The following is a 16756-nucleotide window of genomic DNA, read 5'->3' on the forward strand; positions in this document are numbered from 1 at the left end:
GGCTTAACCCGAATCGCCCAGGGGCTTCGTCTGAAGGGGGGAATGGATCATTTCTTCCCGAGGTCAGCCCCCATGTCCCTTCCCCTGCATTTTCTTCGTCCGGCCGCCCAGGGTTTCGCCGCCGGCTTGCTGCTGGCGGTGGCCGGTTGCGGTGTATCGTCCAAGCCTGAATCCGCCGCCGGGGCGTCGCCCCAGGGCGCGCTGCAGGCCGAGCCCGAAATACAGTACGAGGTGCAGCGCGCCGATGCCGCGATGATCAAGCGCAATGTGCGTCCGGTCGGCTTGTCCGCGCCCATGCCGGCGCCGATGGCCGCCCGCGATTCGAGCATGGCCGGCTACCGTGACGAGGCCCGGGAGCAGTATCAGAAGCTGGCGGACAACCCGATCCACAGCGTTGCCGAAGCGCCGGTGTCGACCTTCAGCGCCGACGTCGATACCGGCGCCTATGCCAATGTTCGCCGTCTGCTCAACCAGGGCAGCCTGCCGCCGGAAGGTGCGGTGCGCCTTGAGGAGCTGGTCAACTACTTCCCCTACGATTACGCCCTGCCCACCGACGGTTCGCCCTTCGGCGTGACCACCGAGCTGGCGCCCTCGCCGTGGAATCCCCACACCCGCTTGCTGCGCATCGGCATCAAGGCTTCGGACCGTGCAGTGGCAGAGTTGGCCCCGGCCAACCTGGTGTTCCTGGTGGACGTCTCCGGCTCCATGGATCGCCGCGAAGGACTGCCCCTGGTGAAAAGCACCCTCAAGCTGCTGGTGGATCAACTGCGGGATCAGGACCGGGTGTCGCTGGTGGTCTACGCCGGCGAATCGCGAGTGGTGCTGGAGCCCACCTCCGGACGCGACAAGGCGAAGATTCGCACCGCCATCGACCAGCTCACCGCCGGCGGTTCCACGGCCGGTGCCTCGGGCATCCAGCTGGCCTACCAGATGGCCCAGCAAGGCTTTATCGACCAGGGCATCAACCGCATCCTGCTGGCCACCGACGGCGACTTCAACGTCGGCATCAGCGACTTCGACAGCCTCAAGGCCATGGCCGCCGAGAAGCGCAAGAGCGGCGTGTCCCTGACCACCCTGGGTTTTGGTGTGGATAACTACAACGAGCACCTGATGGAGCAACTGGCCGATGCCGGTGACGGCAACTACGCCTACATCGACAACCTGCGCGAAGCGCGCAAGGTGCTGGTGGACCAGCTCAGCTCGACCCTGGCGGTGGTGGCCAAGGACGTGAAGCTGCAGGTGGAGTTCAACCCGGCCCAGGTCAGCGAATACCGCCTGCTGGGTTATGAGAACCGTGCCCTCAAGCGTGAAGACTTCAGCAACGACAAGGTCGACGCCGGGGAAATCGGCGCTGGGCATACGGTGACCGCCTTGTATGAAATCGTCCCGGCGGGGGAGAAGGGCTGGCTGGAGCCACTGCGTTATACACCGGCCAAGGCGCCGCAACAGGGCGGTAAGCAGGGCGAATTGGCGATGCTGCGGGTGCGCTACAAGGTGCCGCAAGGGGGCAGCAGTCGCTTGATCGAACGGCCGATCAGCGCGCAGCAGCCGGCCAGCCTTTCCGCCGCCAGCCCGGACCTGCGCTTCGCCGCTGCGGTGGCGGCGTTCTCCCAGCAACTCAAGGACGGCCGCTACACCGGCAACTTCAGCCTGAGCGACACCGCCAAGCTGGCCCGCGGCGCCAAGGGCGAGGATCCTTACGGGCTGCGGGGCGAATTCGTGCAACTGGTGGAACTGGCGCAAAGCCTGCAAACTCAGGCGCCGAAAACCCAGGCGGGAAATGCGCCCCAGGCCGAGGCACAGCCCGTGGACATGAGCCAGGTGCAGAGCCGCCTTGAATAGCCACATCACGAGCAGTGAACAGGAGTTCATCCGCCCCATGTCTGCTCCCCAAATGTCCACCGATGCCAGCAGCGATGAAGCGCTGCTGGCGCGTTATCGCGCCGGAGATCCGACGGCTTTCGAGGTGCTGTACCAGCGCCATCGTCAGGGCCTGTATGGCTTTGTGCTGGGCCTGTGCGGCAAGGCCGAGCTGGCGGAAGAGGTCTACCAGGACACCTGGCTCAGCCTGATCCGCAGCGCCAGCCAACCCCAGGGCCGGGCCAGCTTTCGTACCTGGCTGTATCAGATCGCGCGCAACCGCCTGATCGACCACTGGCGCAAGCACGGCCAGCGCAACCCGCTGCACGACAGCTACGACGAACAACTGCACGGCGAAACCGACCAGGCTCCCGGCCCCGAACAGCAACTGAGCCTGTGCCGCGACCAGCAGCGTATCGAAGCCGCCTTGCAGGACTTGCCCGAAGACCAGCGCGAAGTGTTCCTGCTGCGGGCCCACGGCGACCTGGAACTGCCAGAAATCGCCAGCCTGACCCAGGCGCCCCTGGAAACGGTGAAAAGCCGCTTCCGTTATGCGCTGAAAAAATTGCGTCGGCTCCTGGCCGAGGAGGTACTCACATGACTGACGCCCGACAGACCCCGTCCCCTGAAGAGCAGATGCTGGCGCACATCCGCCAACACGGCGCCCAGGAGCCACCGGCCCATCTGGATGCCCTGATCCTGGCCACTGCGCGCCGCGAAGCCCCTGCGCCCAAGCCGAGTCTTTGGCAGCGCTGGATGCGCGCCTGCCAGCGGCCGCGCTATCAACTGGCCTTTGCCAGCCTGTTTGGCGTGGCCCTGGTCATTGGCTTGCTGCGGCCTTCTCCGGAGCACTATCCACAAGAGCAGGCCTTTGTTCCCGCGCCCGCTCCAGCCCCAGCGGCGCCCATGGCGCGTCAGGCGGCGCCACGCTCCGCCGAGCTGGCCGGGGCTTTGAGTGTCCCTGAGCCCCTGACTGCGGCAGCCCCTGTGGGCAGTTTTGCCGCGGCGCCAGAGCGGGAAGCGCTAAGCGACGCAGCGCCACCTGCGATGGCCAAGCCCAGGGCTGAGTCGAGCAAGTTGGCCCAACGCATGTCGGCCCCGGCCGAGCCGCGGACCATCAAGCGGCTGGATAAGCAGCTTCAGGCGGTCTTGCGCCTGTGGGAAGGCGGCCAGAGCCGCGAGGCGGCCGAGCTGTTGCTGCAGCTGCATGAACAGTATCCGCAGGAGGATCTGGACGCGCGCCTGCAAGCCTTGCGTCGTCAATAAAGCGCGGGGGTTGGCTGTCGCCGGGGAAAGCGCGCACTATCTGCGCAGTTTCCAGAAAGTGAGAGGCCGGTCATGGCACCCCGCATCGACCGTATAGCGGCAATGTTGAACTGCCCGATCAAGGGCGCGGATATCCGTCAGGCCATCAAGGAAAGTCGCAAGGACTTTGGCCTGGAAGAGGCCGAAGAGGGCGCCGACCCCGAGGCGCAGGACGATGCCGCGCTAGCGCCGCAGGACGCCGAAGCCGCCGAGGATGAATAACTCAGGCGGCCGCCGGGTTCAGTTGTAGGGCAAGGCCGGCAGGTCGATGAACTCGGCGCAGGCACCGTCCGCGGTCATGCGTCGGGCCCGTTCCGGCAGCAGCCGGGCATGGTTCTCCACCTGCCAGCGATACCAGCTCAAACGCTGCACGATGCGTCGCCGGCAAGGCTCCGGCAATTGCGCAAGCAGATCGACGCTCTCGGGCGCCCAGCAGGTCCGAGTCGAGTAGTAACAGAACAGGTTTTCCCGCAGGCCGAAGCAATCTTCGATGGTTTCCACAACGCTGTAGGCGTAGAGCTCGAAGGCGCTGCTCAGTTGCTCTGCGCCGTCGGCGTGGTCCCGCAGGTAAGCGAAGATCCCCGGCCAGTTGATGCAGTACAGGTGCTCGTCCCAATCGCCATCCCGGGTCAGGTACTGGCCCTGGCCGCGAAAGAACTGGGGCATTTCCTGACGCTCCAGGGCTACTTCAAAATTGCTTTTCATCGCGTATTCCTTCGACGTCGCTGATGTTCACGGACAGCGCCACGCATTCGATCACGCAGTCGAAGCCGATTTCCAGACGCAGGTGATAACCGGGGTTGAGGCAGGTGAGTTGGGTGCGCATACGCCCGTCGAAGCGCGTACCGCTGACCGCCAGTTCGCTGATGCCCTGCACCTTGAGCAGCAGGCGGCAGTGGGTCGGGGCCTGGCTCGCCGGCCAGTTGCAAGGCACGGACAGACGCCCCAGGTCGCCATACAGTTGCAGGCTCAGTTGCTCGCCTTGAAACACCGGGCCCTGGGTATTGAAGTCATAGGGCGTGGCCGCCCCATTGAAGACCGCTCGCCAGGCCTCGGCGTTGTCGATGTTGAACAGCCAGTCGCGGGTGCCCCGATCCCGCTCCGGGATCGCCCGGCACTCTGCCAGTGAAGGTAACCGGGCGCGGGTCAGATCTTCGTGCCACAGCTCCCGGGCCGCGACCAGCAGGCGCTGGAAGAAGTCCCGGCTGTCGTCGATCACCGCCGGCCAACGGTTGGGCCATTGATCGTATTCGTCGTCATTCTCGACCGGTTCCCAGACCTGCTCGAAATCGTGGTCCGGGTCATCCAGGGCCGCTTCCAGGACCTGCACCAGCCGGTGCCGATGACGGAAGTTCTGCTGGGGATAGTCGCGCCGCAACGCGTAATGACGGATCAGGTATTCGCGGTCTTCGGGATCGTTGGGGTTGAAGCGGCTCAGTTCGGCATCCCGCTCCGGGGGCATGTCATCGCCCATGAAACAGCTGACCCAATCACGGAGTTCTGGCTTGAAGGGCTGGTTGCACAGCGGATGGCAGAGCATGGGGACCTCCTGTCCGGGGGGAGGCGAATGTAGCAAGTTGCGCCCCGCCAGGACAGCCGCCCGGCATCGCCCTGGTTCGGGTAATCGCTCAAGGCTGTCGCCGGGAACGTGGAAGCCGCAAACAAAAAAGCCCCAGGCCATCAGACCTGGGGCTTTTTCGCTAAAGATGGCGCACTCGGCGGGATTCGAACCCACGACCCCTGCCTTCGGAGTCCTAAAAGTCGACGTTTAGAATCAATACGTTAGCGCGGATTAGCTGGGAAATCAAAGGGTTGTGGTAGCTGGGGTTAGCGGGTTTTCGTCCCGGTTAGCGGGAGGAGTGAATCGCCCCGGGTTTCGTAGACACCTCTTTGCCTTAAATTGAGGTCAATTAGGAGGTGCCATGAGCAACCCGCGTTACCCCGAAGAATTCAAAATCCAAGCAGTCAATCAAGTGACCGAAAAGAAGCTGCCTGTCGCTGAGGTAGCGGCCCGTCTTGGCGTATCGACGCATAGCCTCTATGTCTGGATAACGCGCTACAGCAAACCCCAAGAAGAACGGCAGCAGGATGATGATCAGCACGCTGAACTGCGTCGTCTGCGAGCGGAACTCAAGCGCGTCACTGAAGAGCGAGACATATTAAAAAAGGCCGCCGCGTACTTTGCCAAGGAGTGCGGCTGAAGTACGCCTTTATCAAGCGGCGCTCGGGCGACTATTCGATTCGACGGCTTTGCCTGACGCTGAAAGTCCATCCCAGCGGTTATTACGCTTGGCTGTCTGAGCCACAATCTTTACGCGCCAAAGACGACCAGCGACTGCTGGGTTTAATCAAGCATTCCTGGCTGGAGAGCGGCGGTGTTTATGGATATCGCAAAATCCATGACGATCTGCGCGAGTTCGGTGAGGATTGTGGTCGGCATCGTGTGGCGAGGCTGATGCGTCTTGAAGGTCTGCGCTCTCAGACAGGGTATCGACGCCGCCCTGGAAAGCACGGCGGTAAGCCAGCGGTCGCCTCACCCAATTTGCTGAAGCGCCAGTTCGATGTCCTGGAACCCAACAAGGTTTGGGTCACCGACATCACCTACATTCGTACGTATGAAGGCTGGTTGTATTTGGCGGTGGTGCTGGATCTGTTTTCTTGTCAGGTCGTTGGCTGGTCAATGAAGTCGCAGATGACCAGTGATTTGGCTATTGATGCATTGTTGATGGCGGTTTGGAGACGTAAACCGAAACAGGAGGTGATGGTTCACTCCGACCAAGGTAGCCAGTACAGCAGCTCCGATTGGCGCGGCTTTTTGAAGGCAAACAATTTGATTGCCAGCATGAGTCGCCGAGGCAACTGTCATGACAATGCCGTGGCCGAGAGCTTTTTCCAGCTTCTGAAACGAGAACGGATCAAGCGGAAAATCTACACCTCGCGGCAAGATGCTCGTAGTGATGTGTTTGATTACATCGAGATGTTCTACAACGCAAAACGCCGCCATGGTTTCAACAATCAGCTGTCACCGGTAGAGTTTGAAAAGCGTTACGCAATGAGCTTGCAGGGTGTCTAAAAAAACCGGGGCGATTCAATCCAGCGACCGCGTCGTTTCAGCGCGGCCAATACCTGTTCATTGCTGGCCCCAGCTGCTCACGCAGCACATCACGCAGCACCACTTCATCGCTCTGACCGGCCCGCGCAGCCAGAGCGTGCTCGGGTGACGTGAATTCCCAGCCGAGGTTGCAGAGCAGCGCCAGAGCAGGAAGCTTTGCGCTGTACTCCTCCTGAAATTTCGGTGTTGGTGTCATGCGCTGTGATTCTCCGGGCGGCCATCCAGTTTTCGCTGAAAACCAATCAGCTCATGAATCTGGCTGCTGTGTGGGTCATAGACCCATTCATGATCAAAAAGGCTGGTTAAACGTTGAGTCATAAAGCAATCGCCTACGACCAGGGAATAGAAGCGGTTGCCATGAGTACGCTGCTGCTCAATTTGCTGGCGTAAATGCTCTGGCAAGCTAGCCATGATGAAGTCTGAAATCATCAACAGGTCTGCTCGTTCATAGGCTTCGCTTTTCATCACACCCAACGCATGATCCAATGCCGGGACCGCATCCGTACCGCCGTGAAAGGACATGCCTAGAAACTTGATCAACGCCTCCATGCCAAAGTCGTCGCCAAGATCCAGCGTCTCGATGCCTGTGGAAAAATTAATCAAATAGCATGCTCGCTTTTGCTGCCTGGCCTTGCCTGCAATGAAGAGCGCCACAGCTTTGGCAACCGTCTCAGGCATACCGCTCATAGAGCCGCTGGTGTCGACACAGATCACCATTGGCCCTTGTTTAGCTGCCTCTTCAACGCTACGCAGCTCTTCCTTATGGTGATGTTGCTGCACGCGCTGAATGCCCTGCATGTCAAAACACATCAGCCGTGACTCGACGTACTTGAGGTCGAAAAGAATGGACGTTTCGGGGTCAGCCAAAAGCGCCAACTCACTCGGCAGCACATGCTCGATATCACGCCCCAAGCGAATGCCGATGATCTCTTCCCTCGAATTGATATCCGGTAACTCGATGTTTTGCGAATAACGCACCTGAGCCCGCTCAATGCGCTCTGACAACTCCAACTGGCGCAGCTTGCCTAGCAAATCACATAGCGACCGAACACCCGGATCATTGGCCAAGTAGTTAGCCCACCGCTTAAAGCGCTCGATCTCTTGTGCAGAGAAATTGCCTTTGGACAGGTCAAGGAATATACCTGGGTCCAACCCCAGCATTTCCAACTGCTGTTGAAGCTGTTGCAGTAACTGCAGAAATACCTCGAGCTCCTCTATGAACTGCCGACGCAGCATGGATATGCGCTCAAGCTCCCACTCGGCCCGCGCTTTATCTAGCGCCTTTTGCCATTCATCTCGCAAAAGGCGGGCATTTACGGTGCTATCGGCCTGACGTTTTTTGGTAACTGTTTGAGAGGCCGTCACCGCTGCTAGCTCACGCTGCCAAAAAGATTGATTGTCCGGCAGTTTGGCTACACGACAGAGCGCAACATACTCCGCAACAGCTGCTGCCAGTTCTGCACTCGAAACAGGGGGAGACTGGTTCCGGGTTTGCCAGTTCGATAGCTGCTGCTCATATAGCGCAAAGGGGAACTCAGCTTTCAGCTCTTCAGCCGAGGCCAGCTGCCACAGCCGAATCCTCTCTGCTACGTGACCTGCAATCGAATCAGAGTCTCTTAATAGCGACGCGAAGATACGCTGAGCATTATCGCTAACATCCTTGGCAGCACTAGCCAGTAGATCTAGCGGCATAATTCTTCCAGCCGTTCGCAGTCTTTGATACGAAGTTGCAAACCTTCGATTTGTAGTGCTATTCCCGAAATTGCTAGAGAAATCTTATCTGCTGGCACAAAAGGCGAGCTCAGCTTAATCTCGTAGGCTTTAAATTTTTTCTCTACTTTTTTCAGAGTGAAACAGAGCTTCTCGCGAATTTCACTCACCGAAGAGGAAAGGGAGGTGATTAATCGTATGTTAATATCTTCCTTTCTGTCGCCTTTGTGAAAAAGAACTTCAGGCGTGAACTTAATGCTCAGGTAATCCACGTGGCCGTTAGATAAGGCGATCTGACAGGTTCCTTGTCCGTCAAATTTGCACTTAACACTTTTTTGTTCATTACCTTTACTGTCTAGCGGGTGGAACTCGTCTTTTGTCTTGAGTCTATCTTTTGCGATGAATATCTCAAATGCTTTTTCGTAGTTGCTGTAGTAGCTGTTTTTGGGCTTGAAGGTGCCTTTGCATTGAAAGAAATCCTTGTTGGAGAGCTTTACCGTTTTGTAAATATCAGCAGAATGGAAAAGCTCCTTCTTTATCTCCTTGTCTAGTGCGTCTTTCTCTTTATCCAGTGCAGCCAAATCTATACCACTATCAAACCCACAGGCCTTTACCGCCTCCGCAACGATATCCCAGACAGCCTGACGATTTTCTTCATGAGTCCACAGGCAGTGCTGCAGCAGCAAGGCGTCACTATGGTTGGTTTCCTTGCGATCATTAAAAAAGGCTGCTGCCTTCATAAGCATCGCTGCGCGCTGCCAGCGGCGGTCGGAGACATAAACCTTGAGCGTTTCGTATTGCTGCTCCAGCTGTTCGCGAATCAAGTGAATGATGGTTAGCGTCTCAGCAGACAGCTTGACCTGATGCAATTGGGTCATCCATTCATCCCATTCGCTGGACTTCACCTGTTGAGCCGAGGGGATGTCGATTTTGGCTTCGGTCGGTTTGCTATTAAGTAGCTGATCGAAGTGCTGGGCTTCACGAATGGGCCCCACCATCAGCCTCACAATAAAGCGGTCATACAAGGCTTCTAGGCCTTGATTGGCATCTGGCGTTTCGTTGGATGCAGCAATCAGGGCCTTGAGTGGGGCTTTCTCAATGGCTTCACCATTACGGAACACATGCTCGTTAATCAACGTCAGCAGGGTATTCAAAATAGCGGGGCTGGACTTCCAGATTTCATCAAGGAAGGCGAAATCGGCCTTGGGCAGATAACTATCTGTTTTGCGAATGTAGCGATCTTCTTTCAGCGCTTTTATGGACACAGGGCCAAACACCTCTTCAGGTGTGCTGAAGCGGTTCATCAGGTATTCGAAATAGGTTGGCTGCTCAAAGGCGCAGGCTATACGGCGAGAAATCAGACTCTTGGCCGTGCCGGGTGGCCCGTATAAAAATGTATTCTGCCCGCAGAGTGCTCCCAGCAGGGATACCGCGATGATCTCTTCACGCTCAAACATGCCCGCGCTTACGCTGGCGACCAAATCCCCGATACGCTTTTGCAAACCCACATCCAACTCCTTGCAATCACTCGGCAGCCCTCATGGCTACCACATGGTCAAAAGCCGCCAGGTAATCTGACACACAATGTAATTAAGCCTCAGTGTGCTGACCGACTTGCGCACGTATTCCGTTTTCGAAAGTCATCAGCAGCTTCATTTTCTCAACGATCAGGCCAAGCACTTCCTCTTCATCAAAGTGATCCAGCACCCAGCTAAAACCCAGGATGCTGTTGTTCTTCCCCTCACTCCATACCTTGGTTTCGTTACCCGTGAAGAGCTTTCGGCCCTTCTCTTGCAGCGTCTCATCAACATCACACAGGTATACCCGTACCGATGGCTTCATCGTGCTGTTGGCACCGCTCAGGTAGAGCACAACGTCAGACCACGTTTTCCAGTTGTCGGAGGCATAACGCAGTGCGGGGCCATTCTTCCAATTGTGCCGCCGGGTATAACGCGCATAGCCGGGCACCTCGGCATCGAGCTTGTCGAGCACCTTAGCGTCGAGGGCATCAATGACCTGGTCCTTGAGGCGCGTCAGCTTGTTGATTTGATGCAGGTGCTCGATAACAAAGTTGACGGCTTTGGCGTCCATGGCTTTCTCCACAGTGATGTTTTCCAGATGCAGCAGGAAGTCGCGGGCAAACACCTGCCACTTATCTACAGGATGAGTCAGCATGCGCTGAGCCAGTTGCTGACGTGCAGCGTCAATAAATTTCGCATAACTCAAGCCATGCCATGCGACCCGCAGGCTTTTGCCTGATGGTGAGAGCACGGCATAAACCAGCGGGCGCTCACCGTCATTGAGTTTGCGTTGAGCGAAGGCTTCATAGTCGGTAAAGGGGTTCACTTGTCCGTGGAAAATCTTGTTTTCCAAGAGCAGATCCCATCCATCACCGGGGAGCACCAGGTCGATACGGTTGCTGTTATGGGTGACCACCTCGCGCTGGGGCGCCGCTCGCAAACTAGGCGTCAGCATTGAGGTATTGGGCAGGCAATTCAGCAGCGCAGTGAGGAAGCACTCTTCCAGTCCATGCACCTGCGCTGGATTGAGGAAGAACGCCAGCAAATCCGTGGTGGGGTTTTCGTAATAGCCGCGCCCACCCAAGGCAAAAATGCTCGGCTCTCGCTCAGGCTGATAAAAGCGCTCGGCCTTCGCCAGCAGTGCGCGCAGTTGTTCCAAATCCATGGTGTAACTCCCTGATCGAGTGAGCAGGCAATCCGGTCACTTGGATTTCTTCTTTGCACTCAGGCGCTTTTCCAGACGTTCAAGCTCTGCCAGCTCTTGAGCATCGGCGGCCAAAGCCTCGGCGCTGCGGCGGTGTTGGTCAAACGTCTCATAACGCTCATGTGCCACCTGCTTCATCTGCTCGTGGCTGATGCTGCCGGCAGTGCGTAGCAGCGGTTGCTCGTTAAAGGCCATAAAGCTGTCGATGTATTGCCGCCAATCGACGAGCATCAAGTGCTTACGCTGCTCGGCGCGTAGCTCGGCGAAGTCGAGGAACATGCTGACCAGGCGATTGAGCTGGTCCAGCTCCTCGGCATTCAGGTAGTTCTTGGCCACCACTACATCCGCCTTGCGCACCCGATCGCCCTTAAAACTGAGCAGGTTCATATTCGGCGCGTCGGCATCGGCACGGCGAACAATCAGCTCGGCTGCGGTGTGGCCAGTAACGGCGAAAAACAACTTGTTCTGTACTTCGGCAAACAAGCGGGCGGTATCCTGCTCATTGGCGCGGTAATCCTCGGCCAGGGTGAAGAGGTCACGCACCTTTTGGTAGAAGCGCTTCTCCGAGGCTCGTATGTCACGGATGCGCTTGAGCAGTTCATCGAAGTAGTCCCAGCGGGGCTCCTTCAATCGGGCGTCGTCCATCACGAAGCCCTTCTGCAGGTACTCACCCAGGGTGCGGGTGGCCCATTGACGAAACTGGGTGCCACGCGTTGAGCGCACCCGGTAACCCACGGCGATGATCATCGGCAGGGCATAGAGGTGGGTCAGGTAATCCTTGCCGTCGGCGGCAGTAGTAAACTTCTGGTTTACAACTGCCCCTTCAGCCAGCTCCCCATCAGCGATGATGGCTTGGATATGCTTGCCGATATTCTGCTTGCTGGTCTGGTACAACTCGGCCATTTCCAGTTGCGTCAGCCAGACTTGGCCCTCTATCTCGCGCAGGGTGAGCTGCGCCAAGCCGTCTTCTGTGCTGTAGAGAATCAGGTCGCCACTTGCCATATCACCCATTCGCCTCCGCAATGGTGCGGTCTGCTATCACCTTGTCGATCATCGCCTTTATGGCGCGGTCGATAGCTGAACCATCGGTGTAGTCGGCGGTGGTGGCTAGATTGGTGCGCCCTTCCTCGACTAGCTTGAGCGCCTTGTTGCGGGCGCCGCGTTTGCCCTTGCCGTAAACGGCAATCGAATGACCACCCTGGTTCTTGACCAGGCGCATGGAGGGTATGTCGGTCTCGCCGTCGCCGATAAACACCATATTGCTGAACGGTACAGGCCGCTCGGCGGGTTCGACGAATGCGTTGATCACCGAGTTATCGTGCACATCCAGGCTGCCCTTGTTGATGCGGAACAGATACTGGGTCTTGGTGGTGTAGTTCACCGCCAATGCTGGCCAGTGCGCGATATCGTTATGGTCGTACATAAAGCCAGAGGCGTAGACGCGAGTGAAATGCTTGTTGATGGGGGTGCCCTCAATCATCTCGCGTAGCCCCGACGAGATGATGAAGTGCTCGACCTTGACGCCTTTGGCGCGGCCATATTCGGTGATGCGTTTAAACCAATCCTGCACGCCCGGATACAGCTGAATATGCGCGCCGAAATCGGCAAAGTTCTTTTTACGTACCGAGACCTTTGCGGTATTCGCGCGCTCGATCATCAACCGCATATAGGCCAGAATCTCGTCCGCCTGCTGTTCCTGGGCCATCGCCTTGGCCTCGCGCCAGAAGTCGGCAGGCTTGATGCCCAGTGCCGGAACAAAGTCATATTCCTGCATATTGCCGGGGGACAAAGTACCGTCGAAGTCATAGGCGATTACAAAAGGGACGTGTTTCTTGGCCATTAGGCTACCTCCGGCTTATCTATCTTTACGCGGCGCTTGTCGGTGAGCAGTTGTTGTATCAGGACTTTTTTCTCTTGTTTCAGACAGGTAAGTTTGGCTTGCAGGGTTGCGCTTGGCGAAAATGATCGAAGTACGAGCCGAGCATCAACTCTTCATCGCAACTGAACACCACATAGTCGGGGCTGACCAGACAATCGTTCTTTCCCGTCCAGCGGCAAATCGAGCCGACGTAGATGGGCATCGGTCCAGGCACCATGACCAAGCTCCTTTAAGTGCCCGTCCTACTGTACTTCCAGCTTAGCTAGTTGCTCCTTGAGCAACTGGCGCTCGGCGCGCACCGCCAGCAGGTCGATTTCCTCTTCGGCCTCGAAGGTATCCATATAGCGCGCAAGATTCAGGTTGTAATTGTTATCGCGAATTTCCCGCAGGCTGGCGCGGTAGCTGTATCTGTCCGAGTTAATACGATGGAGGTAGAACGGCTCGATGAGCCCTTGCAAGCTACTCCAGGGCACGACCTGATCCATCTCGGAGAGGAGGCGTCCATGGCGTGTCTGCTTGCGCTAGCCGGCGTATTCGAAGTCGGAAAAGCTCATCTGGCTCATGGTCAGCTCGGATCAGGTTGTCAGGCGTATTTCAGCACATCTGCGGACTTGATCGGAGAATCCTTAAAGCCCTTAAACAGCAAGGTCTTATTCAGCTAAAGGGCAAGCTTTGGCAAATCTCTAAAGGCTGATATTTAGACATTTGGCGGCTGCCTGGTGCATAGGGCGTTGGATACCGTTGAGGTCTACATGACAGAAACAAAAAAGCCCCAGGCCAACAGGCCTGGGGCTTTTTCGCTAAAGATGGCGCACTCGGCGGGATTCGAACCCACGACCCCTGCCTTCGGAGGGCAGTACTCTATCCAGCTGAGCTACGAGTGCAGTGCGGGCGACATCATACCTATGTCGACTCGGGGCGTCCACGCCGGTTTTCATTGGCGTGCGGTTGTTGGTCGCTACCCGAGGCAACCCGGGCCGTAGCGGCAGTTTTTCCCGCTGCATCGGTCGTTCGGCCCAGCGCAACCTGCAGCCATATCCGTGCAGTCACGGGGCACAGGGAGGTGCGGGAGATGAACTGTTCGATGCAAGAGGGCCTGCCGTCAGCCTTGGCGGATCATCTGTTTGAGGCGAGCTGGAAGGCGGTGTTGCCCGGGTTGCAGCGTCGTGCCCGGCAGTTGGCGCGGGGCAACGCCGATGGCGCCCAGGAGTGGCTGGCGGCCACGGCGATCAAGGCGCTGCTGTTCTTTCGCCGTTCGCCGGAGCGGATTCGCGACCCCCAGGGCTTTCTGTTCCTGGTGCTGGACCATGTGTTTGTCGACAGCTGTCGGCGGCGGGCGCGGGAGCAGCGGCTGTTCGTGGATTTCGCCGATTTCGAGGACGACCCGCTGCAGCAGCTGGAGGCGCCGCAGATGTCGGTGCTGGAGCAGGTGGAGCTGCTGGAAACCCTGGCCCTGCTCAGTCGGCGGGTGGCGCAATTGCCCCTTAAAAAACGCCGCTTGTTTGAACTAAAGTTTGTCGACGATCTGCCCTACCCGAACATTGCCGCCGAGCTGGGGATGAACCAGCCCCTGGCGCGCAAGCATGTGCAATTGTTGCGTGAGGCCCTGCGTTGAGGGAGTGGCAGGATTCACAGCGGGCGCGTCGGGACGTTCTTGTTCAGTGAGCCTGTTTTCGATGCTGTAGCCGGTGCCGCCGCCTTCTGCGGTGGGCCATTCCATCTAAGGAGAGATGTATGCCCGATCCAATGGTCAATTCGCAGATCACCGACGCCGTCACCCAGACCAACGTCAAGGTGGTGGCCGAGGCTCCAGCCCAGGCCATCGCCTCGCTGTACCAGGTGGCCAGCCACTCGGCGGGCCTGTCGTTGCAGAACGCGGTCAACAGCCAGCAGGCGCTGAATCAGATCTCCAACGCGGTGGTGTCCAAGGCCGTGGCGTTGATCATGGCGATCGGCGAGTAGGGCTGACAGCCCGGGAGAATCGTCATGGCATGGTTCAAGAAGAAAACCCCACCCGCGGCCGCAGCCGATGACACCGCGAGCGCGGCGGCCGGCCCCAGTCCGGAGGCGGCCGAGCCTCGGGCGGCGCCCCATACCGCTGCAGCGCCCGACCCTGCGCCTGCAGCGCCGCCCGCCGCTGCCGCGCAACCTTCGGTGATGGAGACGATGAACGCGCAGTTGCTCAAGCAGGCCGGCACCCCCGGCACCGACAGCACCGATGCGCTCAACAGCCAGATCGTCCAGGCGGTGCAGTTCACCAATGCCCAGACCTTCAGTTATGCCCCGGCGCAGATCGCCGCGGCGCCGGACATGATGATCAGCCAGGCCGCCGGCCTGGTGGCGCAGTCGGCGGCGGGGTATTTCGACGGGGTCAGCAAGTTGGCCCTGGCGGCGCAGTCGGTACTGCTCAAGCAGATGACCGAGAACATCGTCAAAGAGAACGTGAAAGGCGCCGCCGAGGATGCCCTGGGCGCCCTGGTCACGGATCTGCTGGTGGGTGCCGCCGCGGCCGTCGCGGCGGCGGCCGGTGCCATGGAAGCCGATGCGGCGAGCATGGCCATCGACAAGATCGATGAAAGCATCACCAAGTACAGCGACGTTCTGGCCAATCGATCCTCGTCCTCCTGAGTGCGACCCTCGGGCGCGCAAGGCGCTCGGGGTTGTCGTGCAAGAGGCGCCGGCGTTCGCCGGCCGCTCTGTTCACCCCCCCAGGCGTTGAAGTTCGACGGACCCGGTGCCCAGCCCTTCAACGCCATTCATCGAGAAAGGAGCAAGCAATGGCGAATGAAGAGCCAACCCCGATGGCGACGATACTTCTCTTTGCCGAGAAGTATCTGAGGCGTCCATTGACCCAGGTCGAGCGCCAGGTACTGGAGGCGTTTGCCCAGGACAAGCCGCTGGACATGTCCAGGTCTGCGCAACAGAGCGTTGATCAGGCGCGGCTGCGGGCTGCCGAGCTGATACAGGCCGATGAACAGCGCACGCGCAAGATCATCGAGCAGTTGGCGGGGGCCGGTGCCGGCAAGGCTGATCCCCAGGCGCGCGAGCTGGTGCTGCGTCAGCTGCTGGCGGCGGCCGAGCACCAGGCCGCGGCCGCCACTCCAGCGCCGACTGGCGCAGCGGAACCGGCAGCGGCGCCGAGTGCGGACAAGGCCGCGGCACCCGCCCCAGCTCAGGCCCCAGCCGACGATCCAGCCCTCAAGGCAACGATCAGCGCCCTGGTGCAGCAGGAGGTGAAAGCCGCCGTCGAGGCGCGCATGGCCGAGTTGTCGCAGAAAGTCGAGGACACCCTCAAGCAGGTGCTCGCCGCTGCCGGGCAATGAGTCCCCCCTGAAATATGCCGAGGGTCCCGGGCAACACGGTTCACAGCAAAACGGCTGCCACGTTCACTCAAAGACACGGAATGCTCCGTGTGCCTAACAAAGGAAGTTGAGCCATGCCACTTGTAAACGAACAAATCACCGATGCCGTCACCCAGACCAACGTCAAAGTCGTCGCCGAAGCGCCGGCCATGGCGATGGGCACCATCTACCAATCCATGGCCCAGGCCACCGCGATCCTGTTCCAGAACTCGGTGTCGGCGCAGCAGCAGCAAAACACCCTGGCCCAGGCCGCGACCAACCAGGGCGTGATGCAGATCTACAGCGTCGACACCACCGCCGGCGCCGCGGCCACCGAGAAGGTTGCCCAGGGCGGCGTATCCGACAACCTCACCAGCCTGCTGACGGTGCTCAAGTCCTTCCAGGGCTGAGTGGTTGAACGTCTGAGTTCCCGTTGAACTTTCCTGCTGAAAAAATGGAGTTTTTATGAGCACAGTCAGTCCGCAAATCACCGATGCCGTGACCCAGACCAACGTCAAGGTGGTTGCCGAAGCGCCGGCCATGGCCATGGGCACCGTCTACCAGTCCATGGGCCAGTCCGTGGCCATCCTGTTCCAGAACTCGGTGTCGGCACAGCAACAGCAAAACACCCTGGCCCAGGCCGCGACCAACCAGGGCGTGATGCAGATCTACAGCGTCGACACCACCGCCGGTGCGGCGGCCACCGAGAAAGTCGCCCAGGGCGGTGTGGCCGACAACCTCACCAGCCTGCTGACGGTGCTCAAGTCGTTCAGCGGCTGACCCTTCTCCAGGCGTCATGCCAACGCCCCCGCGGTCTGCAGGCCG

At 59.0% G+C, this 16756-nt stretch carries 21 protein-coding genes, 1 tRNA gene and 1 pseudogene; 11 read left to right on the forward strand and 12 right to left on the reverse strand.

The genetic code is table 11. The annotated features are described in order from the left end of the window. Positions 1 to 72: 72 nt before the first annotated feature. The 4 genes from PST29_RS00865 (at position 73) to PST29_RS00880 (ending at position 3387) form a co-directional block, all read left to right on the forward strand. Positions 73 to 1842 carry a vWA domain-containing protein gene (locus tag PST29_RS00865; RefSeq protein WP_060842118.1) on the forward strand — a complete coding sequence of 590 codons (1770 nt, stop codon included), beginning with the start codon at positions 73 to 75 and terminating at the stop codon, positions 1840 to 1842. A 37-nt stretch (positions 1843 to 1879) separates the two neighbouring features. Beyond that, complete coding sequence (locus PST29_RS00870) at positions 1880 to 2461, forward strand: RNA polymerase sigma factor (protein WP_060836949.1); 582 nt, start codon at positions 1880 to 1882, stop codon at positions 2459 to 2461. Then, positions 2458 to 3126, forward strand: a complete 669-nt coding sequence (locus PST29_RS00875) for a hypothetical protein (protein ID WP_060842119.1) — start codon at positions 2458 to 2460, stop codon at positions 3124 to 3126. Before PST29_RS00870 ends, PST29_RS00875 begins: the two co-directional genes overlap by 4 nt. 72 nt (positions 3127 to 3198) lie before the next feature. Beyond that, positions 3199 to 3387, forward strand: a complete 189-nt coding sequence (locus tag PST29_RS00880; RefSeq protein ID WP_060836951.1) for a hypothetical protein — start codon at positions 3199 to 3201, stop codon at positions 3385 to 3387. A gap of 18 nt (positions 3388 to 3405) precedes the next feature. On the opposite strand, the gene PST29_RS00885 is transcribed toward PST29_RS00880, so the two are convergent. Continuing rightward, positions 3406 to 3870: a hypothetical protein gene (locus PST29_RS00885; RefSeq protein ID WP_060842120.1), complete on the reverse strand. Its 465-nt coding sequence runs from the start codon at positions 3868 to 3870 to the stop codon at positions 3406 to 3408. Continuing rightward, positions 3854 to 4705, reverse strand: coding sequence for a hypothetical protein (locus tag PST29_RS00890; protein WP_060842121.1), 852 nt, complete (start codon positions 4703 to 4705; stop codon positions 3854 to 3856). Before PST29_RS00890 ends, PST29_RS00885 begins: the two co-directional genes overlap by 17 nt. A gap of 382 nt (positions 4706 to 5087) precedes the next feature. Here PST29_RS00890 and PST29_RS00900 point away from each other — a divergent pair. Beyond that, a protein-coding gene (locus tag PST29_RS00900) for an IS3 family transposase (protein WP_148659589.1) occupies positions 5088 to 6238 on the forward strand; the annotation gives its coding sequence in 2 pieces (ribosomal slippage) (positions 5088 to 5331 and positions 5331 to 6238; 1152 coding nt in all). Between the two features lie 37 nt (positions 6239 to 6275). On the opposite strand, the gene PST29_RS00905 is transcribed toward PST29_RS00900, so the two are convergent. The 10 genes and pseudogenes from PST29_RS00905 to PST29_RS00940 all read right to left on the reverse strand — a co-directional run bounded on the left by PST29_RS00905 (position 6276) and on the right by PST29_RS00940 (position 13474). After that, positions 6276 to 6473 carry a hypothetical protein gene (locus PST29_RS00905; protein WP_060842124.1) on the reverse strand — a complete coding sequence of 66 codons (198 nt, stop codon included), beginning with the start codon at positions 6471 to 6473 and terminating at the stop codon, positions 6276 to 6278. Further along, positions 6470 to 7969 carry a VWA domain-containing protein gene (locus PST29_RS00910; protein ID WP_060842125.1) on the reverse strand — a complete coding sequence of 500 codons (1500 nt, stop codon included), beginning with the start codon at positions 7967 to 7969 and terminating at the stop codon, positions 6470 to 6472. The genes PST29_RS00905 and PST29_RS00910 overlap by 4 nt, the downstream gene beginning before the upstream one ends. Beyond that, positions 7960 to 9495, reverse strand: a complete 1536-nt coding sequence (locus tag PST29_RS00915; RefSeq protein ID WP_060842126.1) for an AAA family ATPase — start codon at positions 9493 to 9495, stop codon at positions 7960 to 7962. Before PST29_RS00915 ends, PST29_RS00910 begins: the two co-directional genes overlap by 10 nt. Positions 9496 to 9577: 82 nt before the next feature. Continuing rightward, entirely contained in the window at positions 9578 to 10672 is a 1095-nt protein-coding gene (locus PST29_RS00920; RefSeq protein ID WP_060842127.1) for a PD-(D/E)XK nuclease family protein, read from the reverse strand. A 36-nt stretch (positions 10673 to 10708) separates the two neighbouring features. Next, positions 10709 to 11713, reverse strand: a complete 1005-nt coding sequence (locus tag PST29_RS00925; protein ID WP_060845054.1) for a virulence RhuM family protein — start codon at positions 11711 to 11713, stop codon at positions 10709 to 10711. 1 nt (position 11714) lies between these two features. Beyond that, positions 11715 to 12551 carry an HAD family hydrolase gene (locus tag PST29_RS00930; RefSeq protein WP_060842128.1) on the reverse strand — a complete coding sequence of 279 codons (837 nt, stop codon included), beginning with the start codon at positions 12549 to 12551 and terminating at the stop codon, positions 11715 to 11717. A 79-nt stretch (positions 12552 to 12630) separates the two neighbouring features. Beyond that, a complete protein-coding gene (locus PST29_RS32085; protein WP_159426266.1) occupies positions 12631 to 12792 on the reverse strand; it encodes a hypothetical protein in 162 nt (53 codons plus the stop codon). A 40-nt stretch (positions 12793 to 12832) separates the two neighbouring features. Beyond that, positions 12833 to 13048 (reverse strand): N-6 DNA methylase, encoded by a 216-nt coding sequence (locus PST29_RS31465; protein ID WP_232513248.1) that lies wholly within the window; start codon positions 13046 to 13048, stop codon positions 12833 to 12835. Beyond that, positions 13022 to 13153: pseudogene (locus PST29_RS32335) on the reverse strand (IS5/IS1182 family transposase); the annotation flags it as partial. The pseudogene PST29_RS32335 and the gene PST29_RS31465, both read right to left, overlap by 27 nt. Before the next feature lie 244 nt (positions 13154 to 13397). Further along, positions 13398 to 13474, reverse strand: a tRNA-Arg gene (locus PST29_RS00940). A gap of 188 nt (positions 13475 to 13662) precedes the next feature. On the opposite strand from PST29_RS00940, the gene PST29_RS00945 reads away from it, so the two are divergent. The 6 genes from PST29_RS00945 (at position 13663) to PST29_RS00970 (ending at position 16711) form a co-directional block, all read left to right on the forward strand. Beyond that, complete coding sequence (locus tag PST29_RS00945; RefSeq protein ID WP_082729158.1) at positions 13663 to 14205, forward strand: RNA polymerase sigma factor; 543 nt, start codon at positions 13663 to 13665, stop codon at positions 14203 to 14205. A gap of 119 nt (positions 14206 to 14324) precedes the next feature. Continuing rightward, positions 14325 to 14552 (forward strand): RebB family R body protein, encoded by a 228-nt coding sequence (locus tag PST29_RS00950; RefSeq protein ID WP_011058560.1) that lies wholly within the window; start codon positions 14325 to 14327, stop codon positions 14550 to 14552. A 24-nt stretch (positions 14553 to 14576) separates the two neighbouring features. Further along, on the forward strand, positions 14577 to 15218 hold the full coding sequence (locus PST29_RS00955; protein ID WP_060842130.1) for a hypothetical protein: 642 nt from the start codon (positions 14577 to 14579) through the stop codon (positions 15216 to 15218). 173 nt (positions 15219 to 15391) lie between these two features. Beyond that, on the forward strand, positions 15392 to 15913 hold the full coding sequence (locus tag PST29_RS00960) for a hypothetical protein (protein WP_232513191.1): 522 nt from the start codon (positions 15392 to 15394) through the stop codon (positions 15911 to 15913). Between the two features lie 113 nt (positions 15914 to 16026). Beyond that, the gene (locus PST29_RS00965) at positions 16027 to 16341 is read left to right on the forward strand and encodes a RebB family R body protein (protein WP_025128569.1); all 315 of its coding nucleotides are present in this window, start codon (positions 16027 to 16029) and stop codon (positions 16339 to 16341) included. 55 nt (positions 16342 to 16396) lie between these two features. Continuing rightward, the gene (locus PST29_RS00970) at positions 16397 to 16711 is read left to right on the forward strand and encodes a RebB family R body protein (protein ID WP_060836956.1); all 315 of its coding nucleotides are present in this window, start codon (positions 16397 to 16399) and stop codon (positions 16709 to 16711) included. The last annotated feature ends 45 nt before the right edge of the window (positions 16712 to 16756 follow it).

This window comes from Pseudomonas sp. St29, from assembly GCF_001547915.1.
Lineage (GTDB): Bacteria > Pseudomonadota > Gammaproteobacteria > Pseudomonadales > Pseudomonadaceae > Aquipseudomonas.